Source organism: Pantoea sp. XAF26B01_ASV70 (genome assembly GCF_054512635.1).
The window spans coordinates 403,377-418,541 of sequence record NZ_CM137251.1 but is presented as its reverse complement, the minus strand read 5'-3'; the positions used below and the strand labels follow the sequence as shown (position 1 = coordinate 418,541).

At 57.2% G+C, this 15,165-nt stretch carries 14 protein-coding genes; 5 read left to right on the top strand and 9 right to left on the bottom strand.

Annotation, left to right across the window (positions count from 1 at the left end; translation table 11 throughout):
• The first annotated feature begins 50 nt into the window (after positions 1-50).
• The gene (locus ACX8ZY_RS01920) at positions 51-2,126 is read left to right on the top strand and encodes a YccS/YhfK family putative transporter (protein WP_010253083.1); all 2,076 of its coding nucleotides are present in this window, start codon (positions 51-53) and stop codon (positions 2,124-2,126) included.
• A gap of 1 nt (position 2,127) precedes the next feature.
• On the opposite strand, the gene argD is transcribed toward ACX8ZY_RS01920, so the two are convergent.
• The 5 genes from argD to ppiA all read right to left on the bottom strand — a co-directional run bounded on the left by argD (position 2,128) and on the right by ppiA (position 5,472).
• Positions 2,128-3,348: a bifunctional acetylornithine/succinyldiaminopimelate transaminase gene (gene argD / locus ACX8ZY_RS01915; RefSeq protein ID WP_022624054.1), complete on the bottom strand. Its 1,221-nt coding sequence runs from the start codon at positions 3,346-3,348 to the stop codon at positions 2,128-2,130.
• Positions 3,349-3,429: 81 nt separating this feature from the next.
• Complete coding sequence (locus ACX8ZY_RS01910) at positions 3,430-4,005, bottom strand: aminodeoxychorismate/anthranilate synthase component II (RefSeq protein ID WP_033758980.1); 576 nt, start codon at positions 4,003-4,005, stop codon at positions 3,430-3,432.
• A gap of 41 nt (positions 4,006-4,046) precedes the next feature.
• Positions 4,047-4,640: a putative adenosine monophosphate-protein transferase Fic gene (locus ACX8ZY_RS01905; protein WP_163763315.1), complete on the bottom strand. Its 594-nt coding sequence runs from the start codon at positions 4,638-4,640 to the stop codon at positions 4,047-4,049.
• A complete protein-coding gene (locus tag ACX8ZY_RS01900) occupies positions 4,630-4,800 on the bottom strand; it encodes a YhfG family protein (RefSeq protein WP_010253095.1) in 171 nt (56 codons plus the stop codon). The genes ACX8ZY_RS01905 and ACX8ZY_RS01900 overlap by 11 nt, the downstream gene beginning before the upstream one ends.
• Before the next feature lie 99 nt (positions 4,801-4,899).
• Positions 4,900-5,472: a peptidylprolyl isomerase A gene (ppiA, locus tag ACX8ZY_RS01895; RefSeq protein WP_459260604.1), complete on the bottom strand. Its 573-nt coding sequence runs from the start codon at positions 5,470-5,472 to the stop codon at positions 4,900-4,902.
• A gap of 261 nt (positions 5,473-5,733) precedes the next feature.
• Between ppiA and tsgA the strand changes: the two genes are divergently transcribed.
• Positions 5,734-6,912, top strand: a complete 1,179-nt coding sequence (gene tsgA, locus ACX8ZY_RS01890; protein ID WP_010253099.1) for an MFS transporter TsgA — start codon at positions 5,734-5,736, stop codon at positions 6,910-6,912.
• A gap of 35 nt (positions 6,913-6,947) precedes the next feature.
• On the opposite strand, the gene ACX8ZY_RS01885 is transcribed toward tsgA, so the two are convergent.
• Positions 6,948-8,225, bottom strand: coding sequence for a cytosine deaminase (locus tag ACX8ZY_RS01885; protein ID WP_163763316.1), 1,278 nt, complete (start codon positions 8,223-8,225; stop codon positions 6,948-6,950).
• A gap of 217 nt (positions 8,226-8,442) precedes the next feature.
• On the opposite strand from ACX8ZY_RS01885, the gene nirB reads away from it, so the two are divergent.
• The 3 genes from nirB to cysG are packed head-to-tail and all read left to right on the top strand — an operon-like array spanning position 8,443 to position 12,716.
• Entirely contained in the window at positions 8,443-10,983 is a 2,541-nt protein-coding gene (nirB, locus tag ACX8ZY_RS01880; RefSeq protein ID WP_421665191.1) for a nitrite reductase large subunit NirB, read from the top strand.
• Positions 10,980-11,306 (top strand): nitrite reductase small subunit NirD, encoded by a 327-nt coding sequence (gene nirD, locus ACX8ZY_RS01875; protein ID WP_010253107.1) that lies wholly within the window; start codon positions 10,980-10,982, stop codon positions 11,304-11,306. Before nirB ends, nirD begins: the two co-directional genes overlap by 4 nt.
• A gap of 45 nt (positions 11,307-11,351) precedes the next feature.
• Complete coding sequence (cysG, locus tag ACX8ZY_RS01870) at positions 11,352-12,716, top strand: siroheme synthase CysG (RefSeq protein ID WP_421665190.1); 1,365 nt, start codon at positions 11,352-11,354, stop codon at positions 12,714-12,716.
• A gap of 58 nt (positions 12,717-12,774) precedes the next feature.
• On the opposite strand, the gene trpS is transcribed toward cysG, so the two are convergent.
• From trpS to rpe, 3 genes are read right to left on the bottom strand one after another with little or no spacing between them, the layout of a single operon-like run.
• Positions 12,775-13,776: a tryptophan--tRNA ligase gene (gene trpS / locus ACX8ZY_RS01865; RefSeq protein WP_010253111.1), complete on the bottom strand. Its 1,002-nt coding sequence runs from the start codon at positions 13,774-13,776 to the stop codon at positions 12,775-12,777.
• A gap of 16 nt (positions 13,777-13,792) precedes the next feature.
• The gene (locus ACX8ZY_RS01860; RefSeq protein ID WP_010253114.1) at positions 13,793-14,470 is read right to left on the bottom strand and encodes a phosphoglycolate phosphatase; all 678 of its coding nucleotides are present in this window, start codon (positions 14,468-14,470) and stop codon (positions 13,793-13,795) included.
• Positions 14,454-15,137 carry a ribulose-phosphate 3-epimerase gene (gene rpe, locus ACX8ZY_RS01855; protein ID WP_010253116.1) on the bottom strand — a complete coding sequence of 228 codons (684 nt, stop codon included), beginning with the start codon at positions 15,135-15,137 and terminating at the stop codon, positions 14,454-14,456. Before rpe ends, ACX8ZY_RS01860 begins: the two co-directional genes overlap by 17 nt.
• Between the last annotated feature and the right edge of the window lie 28 nt (positions 15,138-15,165).

Genomic DNA, 15,165 nt, shown 5'->3' with positions numbered 1-15,165 from the left:
CACCCACGGCGTGATGGCAACATCACGCCGTTATTGTTTGTGTTGGGCCGATGTGGCGTCGAATTATTTACCATCCTGAAGTTAACTACGCCTTGCGGCAAACGCTGGTGCTCTGTCTGCCGGTGGCGCTGGGCTGGCTGGCTGGCGACCTGCAAAAAGGTCTGCTGTTCTCATTAGTGCCCGCCTGCTGCAACATCGCCGGTCTGGATACCCCGCATAAACGCTTCTTCAAACGCCTGATTGTTGGCGGCAGCCTGTTTGCCCTCGGCAGCTTTCTGATGCAGTGGCTCACCCTGCATGCTATTCCGCTGCCGCTGATTCTGTTTGCCATGCCCTTATTGCTCGGCGTTACCGGGGAGATCAGCCCGCTGCATGGTCGTCTGCTGCCCGGCACCCTGATTGCCGCCATCTTTACCCTGAGCCTGATTGGCCGCATGCCAATCTATGTTCCCCCGCTGCTCTATATCGGCGGCACGCTATGGTACGGGCTCTTTAACTGGTTCTGGTTCTGGCTGTGGAAAGAGCAGCCAATGCGCGAAAGCCTGAGCCTGATCTATCGCGAGCTGGCTAACTACTGCGACGCAAAATATACCCTGCTGACGCAGCTGACCGATCCAGAAAAGGCGCTGCCGCCGCTGCTGGCTCGTCAGCAGAAAGTGGTCGATCTGATTAACACCTGTTATCAGCAGATGCATATGCTGTCGGCAAGCCGCGATCACAGCCATAAACGGCTGACGCGCGCCTTTCAGGTGGCGCTGGATCTGCAGGAACATATCTCGGTCAGCCTGCATCGGCCGGAAGAGGTGCAGAAGCTGGTCGAACAGAGCCACGCCGAAGCGGTGATCCGCTGGAATGCCAAAACCATCTCGGCCCGGTTGCGGGTGCTGGCGGATAACATTCTCTATCACCAGCTACCCGATCGCTTTGCGATGGATAAACAGCTCGGCGCGCTGGAGAAAATCGCCCATCAGCATCCCGACAATCCGGTGGGTAACTTCTGCCTTTACCACTTCAACCGCATCGCGCGGGTCCTGCGCACCCAGAAACCCCTTTATCAGCGCGATCTGATGGCTGACCGCCAGCGCCGTCTGCCGCTGTTACCGGCACTGCGCAGTTATCTCTCGTTTCGCTCATCGGCCCTGCGCACTGCCGGCCGCTTTGCGGTGATGCTGATGCTGGGCAGCGCGCTGGCGCTGTTCTTCAACATCCCCAAACCCTACTGGATCCTGATGACCATCATGTTCGTCAGCCAGAACGGCTACAGCGCTACCCGTGTCCGCATTCAGCACCGGGCGCTGGGCACTTTTGCCGGTCTGGTGATCGCGGCCGCCACGCTGCGCATGGCGGTGCCGGAGTCGCTGGTGCTGCTGATCATGCTGGCAATTACTTTTATCAGCTATCGCTTTACCCGCCAGTTTTATGGCTGGTCGATGATTGGCTTTACGGTCACGGCGGTTTACTCGCTGCAATTGCTGTCGCTGAATGGCGCGCAGTTTCTGCTGCCGCGACTCATGGATACGCTGATGGGTTGTCTGATCGCCTTTGGCGGGATGCTCTGGCTGTGGCCGCAGTGGCAGAGCGGCTTACTGCGGCAGAACGCCCATGACGCACTGGAAACTTATCAGGATGCGCTGCGGCTGTTGCTGGGTGACGAACAGTCACCAGAGAAACTGGCTTATCAGCGGGTGAAGGTCAATCAGGCACACAATGCGCTGTTTAACTCACTGAATCAGGCGATGCAGGAACCCGCGTTCAACTCCCGCTATCTGAGTGATATGCGGCTTTGGGTCACGCACAGTCAGTTTATCGTCGAGCATATCAACGCCATGACGATTCTGGCGCGTGAGCACACCATGCTCACTGCCTCGCTGGCTGAGCGTTACCTGCAATCCTGTGAAATCGCGCTGCAGCGGTGTCAGCAGCGGCTGGAATATGATGGTGAAAGCTCACAGGTTAACCTGCTGGATGAGCTGGAGAACATCAGTGAGGGACCGATCACGGTGGTGGAGCAGCATGTGCGGCGCATTCTCGATCATCTGAGCGTGATGTACACCATTTCATCGCTGGCGTGGAACCAGCGGCCGCAACATGGCCGCTGGCTGATCAGACGCTTACGTAAAAACTAAGCTAGCCGTTGAGCACGTTGCCGACGGCCGTGGCGAAGCGGCTCATGCCCTCTTCGATATCGGCAGGCTCAATGATCAGTGACGGGGCAAAACGCATCACGTCGGTGCCGGCAACCAGCACCATCACGCCTTCTGCGGCCGCGGCATTCAGGATATCGCGTGCTTTACCGGCATGCTGCGGTTTCAGCGCCGCGCCAATCAGCAGACCCTTGCCGCGAATATCGCTGAAGAGATCATACTTCGCATCGATGGCCTGCAGCGCCGTGACAAAGTGCTGACGACGTGTCTCAACGCCTGCCAGCACCTCCGGCGTATTGATAATATCGAGCGCAGTTTCGGCGATGGCGCAGGCGAGTGGATTGCCGCCATAGGTGGTGCCATGCACGCCCGGCGCCATGGTCGAGGCGATCTCGTTAGTGGTCAGCATGGCGCTGACCGGGAAACCGCCGCCCAGCGCTTTGGCTGAGGTCAGAATATCGGGCTGGATGCCATAATGCTCATAGGCGAATAGCTTGCCGCTGCGCCCCATGCCGCTCTGCACTTCATCCAGCACCAGCAGCGCCTGGTGCTGATCGCAAAGCTCACGCAGTCCCTGCATAAATTCCTGCGTTGCGGGCACGACGCCACCCTCCCCCTGAATCGGTTCAACCACAATGGCGCAGGTATGATCGTCAATGACCGCTTTCACTGCGTTCAGATCATTGAACGGCACATGGACGATATCCGCCGGTTTAGGCCCGAACCCATCAGAATATTTTGGCTGTCCGCCGACCGTGACGGTAAACAGCGTCCGGCCATGAAAGGCGTTATGAAAGGCGATAATCTTACTTTTGAATGGGCTGTGACGTTTGCAGGCGTAGTAGCGCGCCAGCTTAAAGGCGGCCTCGTTGGCTTCGGCCCCGGAGTTAGCGAAGAAGACCCGCTCGGCAAAGGTCGCCTGAATTAACTTACTGGCAAGACGCAGCGCCGGTTCGTTGGTGAAGACGTTGCTGGTGTGCCACAGCGTCTCGCCCTGACTTTTCAGCGTCTCGACCAGCGCAGGATGGCAGTGTCCAAGTGCGGTGACGGCGATACCACCTGAGAAATCGATATACTCTTTGCCCTGCTGATCCCATACACGACTGCCCTTGCCTTTTACCGGCACGAACTGCGCAGGTGCATAAACAGGCAAAATAACGTTATCGAACGTCTCCCGCGTGACCGCAATTTTTTCCGCTGCCATTGATGACCCCATTTAGATGATTGATGTGCAACTTTGAAATAATAATCACAAAATATGCATAAAAAATCACTCAAAGGCAACTTATTGCTCAAGGAAATTGCGCAGCAGCTGATGTCCCTGCTCGCTGAGAATGCTTTCGGGATGGAACTGCACGCCTTCCAGCGCCAGGGTTTTATGGCGGAATCCCATAATTTCGTCAGGCTCGCCGTCACGCACCGTCCAGGCAGTCACCTCGAAGGCATCTGGCAGGGAGTCGCGCTGTACAATCAGCGAATGGTAGCGGGTCACGGTTAGTGGATTATTCAGAGTGCGGAACACGCCCTGGCCAGTGTGCTGAATCGCAGAGGTTTTGCCGTGCATCACCTGACGCGCACGCACGACCTGCGCGCCATACGCCTGCGCAATTGCCTGATGGCCCAGACAGACGCCCAGCACCGGCAGCTGACCGGCGAAATGCCGGATCGCCGCCAGCGAAATGCCTGACTCCGACGGCGTGCAGGGACCAGGGGAGATCACCAGATGAGTCAGCGGTAACGCCGCCATCTGCTCCAGCGTGATGGCATCATTGCGCACCACCTGAACCTGCGCGCCCAGCTCGCAGAAATATTGATAAAGATTCCAGGTAAAGGAGTCGTAATTGTCGATAAGCAGCAGCATGGCCAGTCCAGAATAATTACCCGCGCCGCTATTCTACGCGGTTAAGCCGCCTCGCTCACCATTTTCGCAAATACCTGCTCCAGCAGAGTCAGGTCTCCGGCCACACCGGCCTGATTCGCCGCTTTCCAGCTTTCAGCGTCAGTCTCTTCCCAGGAGAGCAGATAACCGGCATGCAGCGCCAGCTGTTCAAAGAAAATCCGCTGCGCCCGACCGTTTCCGTGGCGGAAAGGATGCAACATATTGATTTCGCAGTAGTAGTGGGCAACACGCTCAATAAACGCGTCACGTGGCAGGTCAGCAAGGCCCTTCTCCTCCTCCAGCGCGGCCATCAGGGCGTTACCTTCCTTTTCGATATATTCGAAATGACAGAACGGCGTCTCATCGCGCCAGATATCGATAGTGCGCAGTTCACCAGCCCAGCTGTAGACGTCCTGAAACAGCGTACGGTGGATCTGGCGCAGGTAAGGCAGTCCAGGATTACGTGGGCCCAGCTCCAGCGTGGCGGCACGCGCCGCACTAAAACTCAGCTCCGCCTTACGCAGCTGCGCGGCATCGTGAATATCGGGCAGGTTTTTCAGCACATTGTCATGCTGCCACAGATAGGGATCCTGGCTGACGGCGGTATTAGAGTCCATATTGCCTCCTCAGTGACGCCAGACGTGCGGCCGCATCATCGCTGTTTACGCTGGTTTCATTTGGCGAGAAGCCTTCCAGCCGACAGCTGGCCTGATAGCTGGCGCTACGCCGCTGTCGCCACAGGGTGACCTTCTGTTTTTCGGTGAGTTTGTTCGCCATGCCGCCTCCTGCTCAGGTTTTTGCCCTAAGTATAAGAGCAAATTCTGGCTTTGCCGGATGCGGCAGGCGGTCGCCATCCGCAGATGGCGACGAACGGACTTAAGGCAGGACTTTGGCGGAGAGGATAACTACCGGTTTGGATGGAACATTCTGGTAAGGACCCACATCTTTGGTCGGTACCTGAGAAATTTTTTCAACCACATCCTGACCTTTCACAATCTTACCAAATACGGCATAGCCAAAATCGCGCTGTCCGTGATCGAGGAATGCATTATCCGCGACGTTGAGGAAGAACTGGCTGGTCGCACTGTCTTTATCGGCGGTACGCGCCATGGAAATCGTGCCGCGCAGGTTACGCAGGCCATTATCCGCTTCATTCTTGATCGGCGCGTTGGTCTGCTTCTGCTGCATGTCCGTAGTGAAGCCCCCACCCTGCACCATAAAGCCCGGGATCACGCGGTGAAAAATGGTGTTGTTGTAAAAACCGTTGTTGACGTAATCAATGAAGTTTTTCACAGAAACCGGCGCTTTCTGGTTATTCAGTTCGAGTTCGATATTGCCGGCGGAGGTGGTGAGCAGAACGTGGGTGTCACCTTTTGCAGCCAGCGCCTGGGCGGAAACGGAAGAGAGCGCTAACAGGGTGATGGCCGCTGTTAAAGTACGTTTAAACATGAAAGATTCCTTACCTGGGAGAGCGGGCACAAAAACGTGATTGATTGTAAAGAGACTCTATTCCAGGAGCCAGCGTTTTACCTATATTTACGCTGTGGCAGCAAATGAGGGGAGCAAACGTTAAACCCCGGCAATTACGTGATTAAAATCACACAACACATGAAATATGGATCTCTGGTTTCACTGGTTGTTTATTAAGATCACGGTTCCGTTTACACTTTCTGACACTTTTTGGCACCCGGTTCTCAACAGGTTCAGAACATGACAAACCGTAATCGTATTGGCCTCACCTGGATAAGCTTCTTCTCCTACGCGCTTACCGGCGCGCTGGTGATTGTTACCGGCATGGTAATGGGCGATATCGCAAAAGATTTCCAGATCCCCATCTCCAGCATGAGTAATACCTTCACCTTCCTCAACAGCGGCATCCTGGCGGCGGTTTTCCTGAACGCCTGGCTGATGGTGATTGTGCCACTGAAGCGTCAGCTGATTTTCGGCTTCGTCCTGATGGTACTGGCGATAATCGGGTTGATGACCAGCCGCGATCTGACCGTCTTCTCGCTCTGTATGTTTGTGCTGGGCGTGGTCAGCGGCATTACTATGTCGATCGGCACCTTCCTGATCACCCATATGTATGAAGGCCGCCAGCGCGGTTCGCGCCTGCTGTTTACCGACTCCTTCTTCAGCATGGCGGGCACGCTGTTTCCGGTGCTGGCGGGGATTCTGCTGGCGCGTCAGCTGCCGTGGTACTGGGTCTACGTCTGCATCGGCTTTATCTACGTCGCGATCTTCATCATGACGCTGTTTGTCGAGTTCCCGGTGCTGCGTAAGCCCGAAAACAGCCCGACAGTTGAGAAAGAAAAATGGGGTGTGGGCGTGCTGCTGCTGGCAGTGGCGGCGCTCTGCTACATTCTGGGCCAGCTTGGCTTTATCTCCTGGGTGCCGGAATATGCCACCAAAGTCATGGGCATGAATATTAATGATGCCGGACAACTGGTGGGCAGCTTCTGGACCGCGTATATGGTGGGTATGTGGGCCTTCAGCTTCCTGCTGCGCTTCTTCGATCTGCAACGCATTCTGATGGTACTGGCGGGACTGGCTACCGTACTGATGTACTGGTTCGTCAGCAGCAGCGATGCCAGCATGCTGAAGTGGATCATTATGGTGTTGGGCTTCAGCTCCAGCGCAATTTACACCACCATCATCACGCTCGGCTCGCTGCAGACCAAAGTAGCGTCACCGAAACTGGTGAACTTTATTCTGACCTGCGGCACCGTCGGCACCATGCTGACCTTCGTGGTGACCGCGCCGATTGTTGAGAAGAGCGGCGTGCACACGGCGCTGGCCACCGCCAACGGCCTCTACGCGGTGGTGTTTGTGATGTGTGTCCTGCTGGGGCTGGTCACTAAACATCGCTCGCACGGTCACGTTACGCATTAATCATTCAGGGCGGCGATTGATCGCCGCCCTGCTGTTTAACGCCGGAAGTCTATCCGCTCCCGCTCCCGCCAGTAAATCTCGCTTTCTGCAGGTTTCGTCTCTGCCACCACAGTGCCGCGACGCAGCGAGTAGCGCACCGGAACCTGCCTTCTTACCGCATCAAAACCACTCTCTGCCGGCAGAATAATCAGGCTGGCATCGTTGCCGGTCTGAATGCCATAGCCTGACAGCTGCAGCGTCTTCGCGCTGTTATGCGTAATCAGATCCAGACCCGCATCAATCTGCTCATAGCCCATCAACTGACTGACGTGTAAGCCCATATGCAGCACCTGCAGCATGCTGGCGGTGCCCAGCGGATACCAGGGATCGAACACATCGTCGTGGCCGAAACAGACGTTAATCTCCGCCTCCAGCATCTCTTTCACCCGCGTAATGCCGCGCCGCTTAGGGTAGGTATCAAAGCGGCCCTGCAGGTGAATATTGACCAGCGGATTCGCGACAAAATTAATGCCCGACAGCTTAAGCAGTCGAAACAGTCGTGAGGTATACGCGCCATTGTAAGAGTGCATCGCGGTGGTATGACTGGCCGTCACGCGCGCGCCGTTGCCATCGCGATGCGCCAGCGCCGCCACGGTTTCCACAAAGCGCGACTGTTCATCATCGATCTCATCGCAGTGAACATCGATCAACCGATCATAGCGGTTAGCCAGCGCAAAGGTTTTATGCAGCGACTCAACGCCATATTCACGGGTGAATTCGTAATGCGGGATCGCGCCGACCACATCCGCGCCCAGCCGCAATGCCTCCTCCAGCAACGCTTCACCGTTGGGATAAGAGAGAATACCCTCCTGGGGAAAAGCAACAATCTGGATAGTGATCCACGGCGCCATCTCTGCCTTTAGCTCCAGCATCGCTTTAAGCGCCGTCAGTGACGGGTCAGAAACGTCAACATGGGTACGGACAAACTGAATGCCGTTGGCAATCTGCCACTTCAGCGTCTGCATCGCCCGCCGCTTAACATCTTCATGGCTGAGCATGGCTTTGCGTTCAGCCCAGCGCTCAATGCCTTCAAACAGCGTCCCGGACTGGTTCCACGCGGGTTCGCCAGCGGTCTGGGTGGTATCCAGATGAATATGCGGCTCAATAAAAGGCGCGCAGGCTAAGCCACCCTCGCCGTCCAGCGATTCATCCGCCGGTGAAGCGTGCTGCGGCTGGGCTGAGAGCCGGGCAATTTTGCCATCGGCGATGGCGATCTGCCATAACCCATCCCGCCAGGGTAAACGCACGTTATTGATCCACTTAGGTGACATCATTGCCGACTCCTTTTCCGGTTTTGTGTTTTAAAACTAACACGATTCAGGTGACCCGCCGCAAGCCCGAATAATCAGCGGGTTATCCGCACCAGAAAAAATTATTTCAAATCAACCATATACCTCTTAATGTGTATATGGCGTCGTGGTTGATGTATATCAATAAGTGCCAGAAACGGCGCGCTATTGTAGCCGCAGATATCGCAAATTTGAGGCAAAAATGAGCAAGCACAATGTCGTCGTTATCGGTAACGGCATGGTCGGCCACCGCTTCATAGAAGAATTACTAGAGAAAGCGGAACCTGACCAGTTTTCGCTGACCGTCTTTTGTGAAGAACCCCGTGTCGCCTATGATCGTGTCCACCTGTCCGCCTACTTTTCCCATCACACCGCTGAAGAATTGTCGCTGGTTCGTGAAGGCTATTACGACAAACATCAGGTCAATCTGCTGTTGGGTGAACGCGCCATCACCATTAACCGTGATGAGAAGCTCATCCACTCCAGTACCGGTCGCGCGGTGCATTACGATACGCTGATTTTTGCCACCGGCTCTTATCCGTGGATCCCGCCAATTAACGGTGCCGAAGGCAGCGACTGCTTTGTCTATCGCACCATCGAAGATCTCAACGCCATCGAAGCCTGTTCGCGCCGCAGCAAACGCGGCGCGGTGATTGGCGGCGGCCTGCTGGGGCTGGAAGCGGCGGGCGCACTGAAAAATCTGGGCATTGAAACCCACGTCATTGAATTTGCGCCGGTGCTGATGGCGGAGCAGTTAGATCAGCAAGGCGGTGAGCAGCTTCGTCGCAAGATTGAGCAGATGGGTGTACGGGTCCACACCGGTAAAAACACCCAACAGATTGTGCATCACGAGCAAGGCGGCAAAACGCTGCAGTTTGCTGATGGCAGCGCGCTGGAGGTCGATTTCATCGTCTTCTCCACCGGCATTCGCCCGCAGGACAAACTGGCGAAGCAGTGTGGATTAGCACTGGGGCCGCGCGGCGGCATCGCCATTGACGACCAGTGCCGGACCAGCGATCCCACTATCTACGCCATCGGTGAGTGCGCTGCCTGGCAGAATCGCGTCTATGGCCTGGTGGCGCCGGGTTACAAAATGGCCCAGGTCGCCAGCGACCATCTGCTGGGCCGCGACAATGCGTTTACCGGCGCGGACATGAGCGCCAAACTGAAGCTGCTGGGTGTTGATGTTGGCGGCATTGGCGATGCGCGCGGCACCACGCCAGGCGCTCGCAGCGTGGTCTGGCTGGATGAGAGCAAATCGATCTACAAGCGCCTGATTATCAGCGAAGATCAGAAAACCCTGCTGGGTGCCGTCCTGGTGGGCGACACCAGCGATTATGGCAACCTGCTGCAGCTGGTGCTGAATGGTATTCCGCTGCCTGCTAATCCGGAAGCGCTGATTCTGCCAGCCGGCAGCGGGGATAAACCGGCCATCGGCGTCGATTCTCTGCCTGATACCGCACAAATCTGCTCCTGTTTTGACGTCAGTAAAGGCGACATCATTAAGGCGGTACAGGGTGGCTGTCATACCGTGGCAGCACTGAAAAGCAGCACCCGTGCCGGCACCGGTTGCGGCGGCTGTATCCCACTGATCACCCAGGTTCTCAACAGTGAACTCAGCCGTCAGGGCATTGAGGTCAATAACCATCTTTGCGCCCACTTCGCCTGGTCACGTCAGGAGCTTTATCACCTGATTCAGGTAGAGGAGATTAAAACCTTTGACGAACTGCTGGCCCGCTATGGTCAGGGTTATGGCTGTGAAGTGTGCAAGCCGGTGGTTGGCTCACTGCTCGCCTCCTGCTGGAATGAATATGTGCTCAAACCCCAGCACGCGCCGTTACAGGACAGCAACGACCTCTACCTTGGCAACATCCAGAAAGATGGCACCTACTCGGTGATCCCGCGCTCGCCCGGCGGTGAAATCACGCCCCAGGGACTGAAAGTAATTGGCGAGATCGCCGAGCGCTATCAGCTCTACACCAAAATTACCGGCTCTCAGCGCATCGGTCTGTTTGGCGCGCAGAAAGACGATCTGCCCGCTATCTGGTCACAGCTGATCGACGCCGGATTCGAAACCGGCCAGGCCTACGCCAAGGCGCTGCGGATGGCGAAAACCTGCGTTGGCAGCGCCTGGTGCCGTTATGGCGTGGGTGACAGCCTCGGCTTCGGCGTGATGCTGGAGAACCGCTACAAAGGCATCCGTACGCCGCACAAGATGAAGTTTGGCGTCTCTGGTTGCACCCGCGAATGTGCGGAAGCACAGGGCAAAGATGTCGGCATTATCGCGACGGAAAAAGGGTGGAACCTCTACGTCTGCGGCAACGGCGGCATGAAACCGCGCCATGGCGATCTGCTGGCGGCCGATCTCGATCAGCAGACGCTGGTCACCTATCTCGACCGTTTCATGATGTTCTATATCCGCACTGCCGACAAACTGCAGCGCACCTCGCTGTGGCTGGAGAGTCTGGAAGGCGGCATCGACTATCTGCGTAAGGTGATCGTGGATGACAAACTTGGCCTCAACGGCCAGATGGAGCAGCAGCTGGCCGCACTGCGCGCCAGCGTCAGCTGTGAATGGAAAGCGACGCTGGAAGATAAGGATCACCTGACGCGCTTTGCCCACTTTATCAACTCGCCGCAACGCGATCCTGGCGTGCAGCGGGTCGCGGAGCGCGACCAGCACCGCCCGGCACGCGCCGATGAACGCATTGCCGTGACCCTGATTGAGGAGACCGAATCATGAGCCAGTGGAATCCGGTGTGCCCGCTGACGCAGATCCTGCCCGCTACGGGCGTCTGCGCGCTGGTCAAAGGCCAGCAGGTTGCTATCTTCCGTCCCCGCAACGATGAGCAGCTCTATGCCATCAGCAATATCGACCCCTTTGCCGATGCCAGCGTGCTGTCACGCGGCATTATTGCTGAACATCAGGATGCGCTCTGGGTTGCCAGCCCGCTGAAAAAGCAGCGTTTCCGTCTTAGCGATGGCTACTGCATGGAGGATGAAACGCGCTCCGTGGCGGCCTGGCCGGTGCGGGTCAATGCCGGACAGGTTGAAGTCTGCCTGTAACTCCCGTCAACAGCCCGCCTCCGCGGGCTTTTTTAAGGACGTCTGATGGACTACTTCCCCTTATTCTGCCGCCTGCAGGGCCGACGCTGCCTGCTGGTCGGCGCAGGTGACGTGGCTGAGCGGAAAGCCCGCCTGCTGCTGGAGGCCGGCGCCGAGCTGCTGGTCGGTGCCCTTGATTTCTCCCCCGCCTTCCGGCAATGGGCGCAGCAGGAAACCATCACGCTGCTGCCAGGGGCGTTTGATCCGCACTGGCTCACCGGCTGCTGGCTGGTGGTCGCCGCAACCAGCGACGATGCGGTTAATCAGCAGGTGGCTGAAGCCGCCGAAAAACAGCAGATCTTCTGCAATCTGGTGGATGCGCCGCAGCAGGCCAGCGCCATTATGCCGTCGATTATCGATCGTTCCCCGCTGATGGTCGCCGTCTCTTCCGGTGGACGCGCGCCGGTACTGGCGCGCCTGTTGCGGGAGAAGCTGGAGGCGATGCTGCCGCAACACCTTGGCCAGCTGGCGCAGCTGGCAGGCACCCTGCGCACGCGGGTGAAACAACAATTCAGCGCTGTCAGTGCCCGCCGCCACTTCTGGGAACGCTTCTTTAACAGCGAGCGGCTGGCCCAGACGCTGGCCAACGGCGACAGTGAACGCGCGGAGCAGATTACCCACCAGCTCTTTAACGCTGACCTTCGCCAACAGGGTGAAGTGGCGCTGGTCGGTGCCGGTCCGGGTGATGCCGGATTACTGACCCTGAAAGGCTTACAGCTGATCCAGCAGGCAGACGTCATCGTCTATGACCGGCTGGTCTCCAATGAGATCCTGAATCTGGTGCGCCGCGATGCCGAGCGCATTTTTGTCGGGAAACGCGCCGGACATCACTGCGTACCGCAGAATGAGATTAACCAGCTGCTCTGCGAACAGGCGCAGCGGGGAAAACGCGTAGTGCGGCTGAAAGGCGGCGATCCCTTTATCTTTGGTCGCGGCGGTGAAGAGCTGGAAGCGCTGGCGCAGCGGCAGATTCCGTTCAGCGTGGTGCCGGGGATCACCGCCGCATCGGGCTGTGCGGCTTACAGCGGTATTCCCCTGACCCACCGCGATCATGCGCAGAGCGTCAGACTGGTTACCGGACATCTGCAGAAAGAGGGCTCGCTCGCCTGGCAGACGCTGGCGGCGGAACAGCAGACGCTGGTCTTTTATATGGGGCTCACGCAGGCCGGAGACATTCAGCAGCAGTTGATAAAGCACGGTATGCGCAGCGATATGCCGGTAGCGCTGGTGGAAAACGGCACCACTACGCGTCAACGCGTGGTCACCGGGACACTGAGCGAGCTGGAGGCGTTAGCCGGTCAGGTGACCAGCCCCAGCCTGATGATCATCGGCAGCGTGGTAAGTCTGCGTGACAGTCTGCGCTGGTTCTGAGTCCGGCAAATAAAAACGGCGGGCACAATGCCCGCCGTCCTGGTTGTCTGCTCAGCCATTACGGCATCGCGACAAAGCCTACCGCCTGATACACCTTCTTCAGCGTTTCCTGCGCCTGTGCGCGTGCTTTGGCCGCGCCATCGCGCATCACCTGCTCCAGCAGTGCTTCATCGTTGCGGAAGCTGTGATAACGCTCCTGCAGCTCAGAGAGCATACCCGACACAGCATCGGCTACTGCGCCTTTCAGGTGACCATACATCTTGCCTTCGAACTCCTGCTCCAGCTCGGCGATGGTTTTACCGGTCACGCCCGACAGAATATCCAGCAGGTTAGAGACGCCCGCTTTCTCTTTGATGTCGTAGCGCACCACTGGCGGCTCTTCAGAATCGGTGACGGCGCGTTTAATCTTCTTCACGACCGCTTTCGGATCTTCCAGCAGGCCGATCACGTTATTGCGGTTATCGTCAGACTTGGACATCTTCTTCGTCGGTTCCAGCAGCGACATCACGCGCGCGCCAGACTTCGGAATCAACGGCTCTGGTACTTTGAAGATATCGCCATAAATCGCATTGAAGCGATGCGCGATGTCGCGGCTCAGCTCCAGATGCTGCTTCTGATCTTCACCCACCGGCACCTGATGGGTCTGATAGAGCAGAATGTCAGCCGCCATCAGCACCGGATAGTCGAACAGACCGGCGTTAATGTTCTCTTCGTAACGCGCTGATTTATCCTTGAACTGCGTCATGCGGCTCAGTTCACCGAAGTAGGCATAGCAGTTCAGGATCCAGCTCAGCTGCGTGTGCTCTGGCACATGCGACTGAACAAAGATGGTGCTTTTTTGCGGGTCGATACCACAGGCCAGATAGAGCGCCAGCGTGTCCAGCGTCGCTTTACGCAGTGCAACAGGATCCTGACGCACGGTGATCGCGTGCAGATCAACGATGCAATAAATGCAGTGGAAATCATCCTGCATCTGCACCCACTGACGCAGCGCTCCCATATAGTTGCCAATGGTCAGTTCGCCGGACGGCTGTGCGCCGCTGAAAACGATGGGTTTCATACTTATGTCCTGATATTTACAGCCCCAGAGCGGGCAAAAGTTCGTCGAAAGAGTCGAGGGTTAAATCGGGCTGGCTGGTGGCAATCGGCTCGCCATAGTTATAGCCAAAGGTCATGCCGATATTGGGTACGCCCGCCGCCTGCGCCGCCTGGATATCATTGCGTGAGTCGCCGACAAACAGCAACTCATTCGGCAACACACCAAAGGTACCCAGCACCATAAAGATTGCCGCAGGATGCGGTTTTTTAACCGGCACATCGTCGCCACCGATAATCAGCGAAAACGCATCAGCAATGCCAAGCGACTCCAGCAGCGGTGCCACAAACGGCGTCGGCTTGTTGGTGACTATCGCCATCGGCAGCCCGGCGGCCTTTAAGGCGGCCAGCGTCTGCTTTACCTGTGGAAACAGCGTACTGCCCGCATCCACGGTATCGGCATAATGCCGGTCAAACAGTGCCCGCGCATCACGCTGCTCTTCCGGCTGCGGCTCACGGCCCAGCGCGAAGGTCAGCGCGCGGGCCATCATGATATCCGCGCCGTTGCCAATCCAGGTTGAGACACGCTCAAGGCCCGCCTGCGGCAGACGGAGATCGTTCAGCGTGCGGTCAATCGCATCGGCCAGGCCGGGTGCGCTATCCACCAGTGTCCCATCAAGATCAAACGCCAGCGCACGAATATCAGTGAAATGAGCCATTGGCCTTCTCCAGTTCGTTGCGCATATCGTCGATCACTTTTTTATAGTCAGGGTGACCGAAGATCGCGGAACCGGCGACAAACATATCGGCACCGGCGGCAGCGATCTGGCCAATGTTGTCGATCTTCACGCCGCCATCCACTTCAAGACGAATGCTGTAACCGCTCTGATCGATACGTCTGCGCGCTTCACGCAGTTTATCCAGTGTACCAGGAATAAATGACTGACCGCCAAAGCCAGGGTTCACTGACATCAGCAGAATGATATCCAGCTTATCCATGACGTAATCGAGGTAGCTCAGCGGGGTCGCCGGGTTAAACACCAGACCCGCTTTGCAGCCATGCTCTTTGATGATTTGCAGGGTGCGGTCAACGTGTTCGCTGGCTTCGGGATGAAAGGTGATGTAGGTGGCACCCGCTTTGGCGAAATCAGGGATTAGCGCATCTACCGGCTTCACCATCAGATGCACATCGATGGGGGCAGTGATGCCATAGTCGCGCAGTGCTTTCAGCACCATCGGACCCATGGTCAGATTAGGCACGTAGTGGTTGTCCATCACGTCGAAGTGAACCACGTCACCTCCGGCCGCCAGCGCTTTGGCTGTGTCTTCGCCCAGGCGAGCAAAGTCCGCCGAAAGGATTGAAGGGGCCAGCAAATATTGTTTCATCCGATTCTCCCACTGTTGTGCGCCAGCA

What these genes read in the sequence shown, in the direction of transcription:
- ACX8ZY_RS01860 (WP_010253114.1), bottom strand. Translation starts at nt 14,470, where the DNA reads ATGGCTCATTTCACTGATATTCGTGCGCTGGCGTTTGATCTTGATGGG.
- ppiA (WP_459260604.1), bottom strand. Translation starts at nt 5,472, where the DNA reads ATGTTTAAACGTACTTTAACAGCGGCCATCACCCTGTTAGCGCTCTCT.
- ACX8ZY_RS01900 (WP_010253095.1), bottom strand. Translation starts at nt 4,800, where the DNA reads ATGGCGAACAAACTCACCGAAAAACAGAAGGTCACCCTGTGGCGACAG.
- cysG (WP_421665190.1), top strand. Translation starts at nt 11,352, where the DNA reads ATGGACTACTTCCCCTTATTCTGCCGCCTGCAGGGCCGACGCTGCCTG.
- ACX8ZY_RS01910 (WP_033758980.1), bottom strand. Translation starts at nt 4,005, where the DNA reads ATGCTGCTGCTTATCGACAATTACGACTCCTTTACCTGGAATCTTTAT.
- argD (WP_022624054.1), bottom strand. Translation starts at nt 3,348, where the DNA reads ATGGCAGCGGAAAAAATTGCGGTCACGCGGGAGACGTTCGATAACGTT.
- ACX8ZY_RS01905 (WP_163763315.1), bottom strand. Translation starts at nt 4,640, where the DNA reads ATGGACTCTAATACCGCCGTCAGCCAGGATCCCTATCTGTGGCAGCAT.
- ACX8ZY_RS01920 (WP_010253083.1), top strand. Translation starts at nt 51, where the DNA reads ATGTGGCGTCGAATTATTTACCATCCTGAAGTTAACTACGCCTTGCGG.
- nirB (WP_421665191.1), top strand. Translation starts at nt 8,443, where the DNA reads ATGAGCAAGCACAATGTCGTCGTTATCGGTAACGGCATGGTCGGCCAC.
- tsgA (WP_010253099.1), top strand. Translation starts at nt 5,734, where the DNA reads ATGACAAACCGTAATCGTATTGGCCTCACCTGGATAAGCTTCTTCTCC.
- trpS (WP_010253111.1), bottom strand. Translation starts at nt 13,776, where the DNA reads ATGAAACCCATCGTTTTCAGCGGCGCACAGCCGTCCGGCGAACTGACC.
- ACX8ZY_RS01885 (WP_163763316.1), bottom strand. Translation starts at nt 8,225, where the DNA reads ATGATGTCACCTAAGTGGATCAATAACGTGCGTTTACCCTGGCGGGAT.
- rpe (WP_010253116.1), bottom strand. Translation starts at nt 15,137, where the DNA reads ATGAAACAATATTTGCTGGCCCCTTCAATCCTTTCGGCGGACTTTGCT.
- nirD (WP_010253107.1), top strand. Translation starts at nt 10,980, where the DNA reads ATGAGCCAGTGGAATCCGGTGTGCCCGCTGACGCAGATCCTGCCCGCT.